This is a genomic window from Frankia sp. CoWAU3 (assembly GCF_977971855.1).
Map to the genome: position 1 here is coordinate 15,419 of NZ_CDWWXB010000026.1, position 3,824 is coordinate 19,242.

Here is a 3,824-nt window from a genome sequence, read left to right on the forward strand (position 1 = left end):
CCGCCGGCCCCGCCGGGACCAAAGGCCACAGCCCCGGTGGTCGTCCTGAACAACTCGCGGATCGCCGGACTCGCCGAGGTGGCCGCCAAGCAGGTCGAGTCGGCCGGGTTCCGGGTCGAGCGGGTGGGCAACTACCAGTCGATCTACAACGTCCCGGTGACGACGGTCTTCTACGACGACGCCGACGCCGACGCCGCCCGCGCCCTGAAGGAGGCGATGCCGGGCATCGAGAGCATCGTGCCCCGGTCGAAGACCAGAATCGTCTCCACCGACACGCTGATCCTGGTGATCACCCGCGACTTCCCCGCCCATCCGGAAAAATGATCACTTGACCGCCGCGCCGCGCTCCTCACCGGCGCCCGACCACCTCGACCCGTGACCGAGGAAGGCCCAGTGACCGAATCCGCGCCGAACAGCCCACCCGCCCCCCGCACACCCGCCGGGGGCGCTGGACTCGCAGCCCTGCTCACCGCGCCCGAACGCGCCCTGATCGCCCTCGACTACGACGGCACCCTCGCGCCGATCGTCCCGCGGCCGTCGGACGCCGTCCCGGCGCCGGGGGCGATGGATGCGCTGCGCCGGATCTCCCATGAGATCGGCACCCTCGCCGTCATCACCGGACGGCCGGTGGACTCTCTGCTGGAACTGACCGGGCTGGAGAAGATCCCTGACTTCGGAAACCTGATCATCCTTGGCCAGTACGGACTGCAACGCTGGGACTCGGGCAGCCGCGCGATCAGCAGTCCCGAGCCGCTGCCCGGTGTCGCCGCGGTCCGCGCGGCGCTGCCCGAACTGCTCCGCGACGCCCCGGTCGGCACCGCCGTCGAGGACAAGCACCAGGCGCTGGTGGTACACGTGCGGCGCACCGCCGATCCGGACTCGGCGCTCGCCGCGCTCACGCCGGCGTTGACGGCCCTCGCCGAAGACCATGGGCTGGAGGCGGCACCGGGCAAGCGAGTACTGGAGCTGCGTCCGCCCGGGCACGACAAGGGCGGTGCGCTGCGCAGGCTCATCGCGGCCTGCCAGGCGCGCTCGGTGCTGGTCGCCGGGGACGACTACGGCGATCTGCCGGCATTCGAGGCCGTCGACGAGCTACGGGCGGGCGGGCTGCCCGGCATCACCGTGTGCAGCGACAGCCCGGAGGTCCCGGACGTGATCCGCGAACGCGCCGACCTGGTCGTGGGCGGGCCCCCCGGGATGGTCGCCCTGCTGGAGGTGCTGGTCGAGCGGCTCAGCGGCTGACCGCCCGCGCCCTGTTCGCTCATCCCCGCAGGGCGCACTCAGCCCGCCCGGGGCTCATCCCACCCGCATCAGCCGGTTCGTGTCCGGCGGGTGGTCGTCCTCCCGCAGGCGGATCCACGCCGTCAGGGTGGGCTCGGCGCCACCGCCGTACGGCCGGTTCGGGCCGACCAGCATCTCAATGCCGACGACCCGCCGGTGCGTGTTCGTCAGCGCCACCAACTCGATGATTCATTACTGTACGTGATTTCTCTGGATGGAAAACCTGAGCCAGGGGCATTTCCGTGAGATATCTGTCGCCGATTCGTGAGCCTCACGCCGCCCAAAAATACGATCTTGATGGACCAGCGTACAGGGCTGAGCGGATGGCCTACTCTCCGCAGTGTGCGTCGGATGCCGGGAGCCGAGGAAGACACCCTGCCGCGGCTGTGGCCGACCGGCACCGCGCGGGTGCTGGTCGCCTCCAACCGGGGGCCGGTGGCGTTCGCCGTCGGGGACGACGGGAGGCTGCGGATCCGGCGGGGCGCCGGCGGCCTCGTCAGTGGCCTCAGCCGGGTGGCGGCCGACAACGGTGACGGTCCGATGGCGTGGGTGTGTGCCGCCCTCAGTGACGCCGATCGCCGGGCGGCGCGTTCCGCGCCTGCCGGCCGCCTCGATCTTGCCGGCCACGACACCGACGGCACCGCCGTCCGGATGCTCGACGTCGACCAGGTCGTTTTCGACCGCGCTTACAACGCGGTCGCGAACCGCACGCTCTGGTTCATCCACCACCTGCTCTACGCGCCGGCGTCGCAGCCGGTCTTCGGCCCGGCGTTCCGCCGCGACTGGCAGGCGTACGAGACCTACAACGAGATGTTCGCCCAGGCCCTCGCGCACGAGGCCGCCCCGGGCGCCTCGGTGCTGATCCAGGACTACCACCTGACCCTGGTCGCCGCCCGGCTGCGGGCGCTGCGGGCGGACCTGCGGATCGCCCACTTCAGCCACACTCCCTGGGCACCGCCGGAGTACTTCCGGATACTCCCGGACGAGGTCAGCGAACAGATCCTGCGCGGCATGCTCGGCGCCGACCGGCTCGGGTTCCTCACCGACGCCTGGGCCGACGCGTTCCAGGAATGCTGCCGCGACCTTCTCGGACTGCGGATCGACCGGCGGGCGGTGACCATCGGGACGGCCGGGTCGGGACGGGGAGCCGGGCGGCACCGAACGGTGCGGATCGGGGTGCATCCGCTCGGCGTCAGCGCGGACGAGCTGCGTGGCCGGGCCGCCGCCACCGACGTAGCCGCCCGGGCCGCCGAGCTGGTCGACTTGGCCGGCGGGCGGCGGCTCATCGTCCGGGTCGACCGCACCGAGCTGTCCAAGAACATCGTCCGCGGTCTCGACGCCTACCGGGAGCTGCTGCGCACCCGTCCGGAATGGCGCGGCAAGGTGATGCACCTGGTCTGCGCCTACCCGTCACGGCACGATCTGCCGGAGTACCGGGAGTACACCGCCGCGGTGCAGCGCCTGGCCGCGGAGATCGAGGACGAGTTTGCCACGGACACCTGGCTGCCGCTGCGGCTGGAGATCACCGACGACTACCCTCGGTCGATCGCGGCCCTCTCGCTCGCGGAGGTGCTCGTCGTCAACCCGATCCGGGACGGCATGAACCTCGTCGCCAAGGAGGGGCCGATCGTCTCGACCAGGGATGCCGTCCTCGTGCTCTCCCGGGAGGCCGGAGCCTGCGCGGAGATGGGCACGGCGGCGCTGGTCGTCAACCCGTTCGACATCCAGGCGACCGCGCGGGCCCTGCACGCCGCCCTGACGATGCCCGCCCCCGAACGGCGTCGGCGCGCCGAGGAGCTGGCCGCCGTCGCCGGGCGGCTACCGCCCCAGCTCTGGTTCGCCGACCAACTGCACGCCCTCGCCGCCGACCGGTGACCGTCCGGTCTGCCCTGCCCTGCCGGGGCCGAACGTCGACGCGCGGACCGCGTTCAGACGGCGGCGTTCAGACGGCGGCGGCCGCTCGCACCGCGCTGGCCCAGCCGGCGCCGACCGGGCCCGCCTCGACCGTGACGTTGTCGTACCGCGTCAGCAGGGCGGCGATGTCCGGGTGCCGCACCGCGTTCGCGACCAGGTGCATCCGCCCGACATGGGGAGCCATGGCCAGGTCGCTGGCGGAATCGCCGATGGCGATCGCCTCGGCCGGTGACACCCCGCGCCGCTTGAGGTCGTAGGCGACCGCGTCCCCCTTACCCACACCGTCCGGGACCAGATGGTAGACGTGCGGATTCACCCCAAGATCAGGCATGTGGACCGGCGAGATCAGCCCGTTGTCACGCATGCTCAACCAGGGGAATCCGGTCTCGGCGAGCCAGCCGTCGACCTCCGACACGTCGATCTTCCCGCGAAGCATGACGTCGACCTCCCGGCCGGAGTGCCAGGGGGTGTGCAGCTCCAGCCGCCCGGGGTAGCGCTCGACCATCCGGTCGAGCAGGTACTCCGGTACCTGGTCGAAGTCGGGCGGCATCGCGCCGCGCAGGATCTCGCTGTCGCGCCCCTCGTTCCAGCCGACGATCGCGCCGAGCTCCCCGATGAACCCGTCCGCA

General features: G+C 71.8%; 5 protein-coding genes. 3 read left to right on the plus strand and 2 right to left on the minus strand.

Features of this window, described 5'->3' with window-relative positions:
• Together AC08ON_RS04655 and otsB are read left to right on the plus strand one after the other, a co-directional pair.
• The coding region (locus tag AC08ON_RS04655; protein ID WP_476616518.1) for a LytR C-terminal domain-containing protein at positions 1–324 on the plus strand (324 nt) is incomplete at its 5' end.
• Positions 325–393: 69 nt separating this feature from the next.
• Positions 394–1,242, plus strand: coding sequence for a trehalose-phosphatase (gene otsB / locus AC08ON_RS04660; RefSeq protein WP_476606524.1), 849 nt, complete (start codon positions 394–396; stop codon positions 1,240–1,242).
• Between the two features lie 54 nt (positions 1,243–1,296).
• Here the strand turns inward: otsB and AC08ON_RS04665 are convergent, their stop codons facing one another.
• Positions 1,297–1,461, minus strand: a complete 165-nt coding sequence (locus tag AC08ON_RS04665; protein WP_160172359.1) for a hypothetical protein — start codon at positions 1,459–1,461, stop codon at positions 1,297–1,299.
• A 171-nt stretch (positions 1,462–1,632) separates the two neighbouring features.
• On the opposite strand from AC08ON_RS04665, the gene AC08ON_RS04670 reads away from it, so the two are divergent.
• The gene (locus AC08ON_RS04670) at positions 1,633–3,156 is read left to right on the plus strand and encodes an alpha,alpha-trehalose-phosphate synthase (UDP-forming) (protein WP_476606525.1); all 1,524 of its coding nucleotides are present in this window, start codon (positions 1,633–1,635) and stop codon (positions 3,154–3,156) included.
• Positions 3,157–3,223: 67 nt separating this feature from the next.
• Here AC08ON_RS04670 and AC08ON_RS04675 read toward each other — a convergent pair.
• On the minus strand, positions 3,224–3,824 hold a 601-nt coding region (locus tag AC08ON_RS04675), incomplete at its 5' end, for an HAD hydrolase family protein (RefSeq protein WP_476616519.1).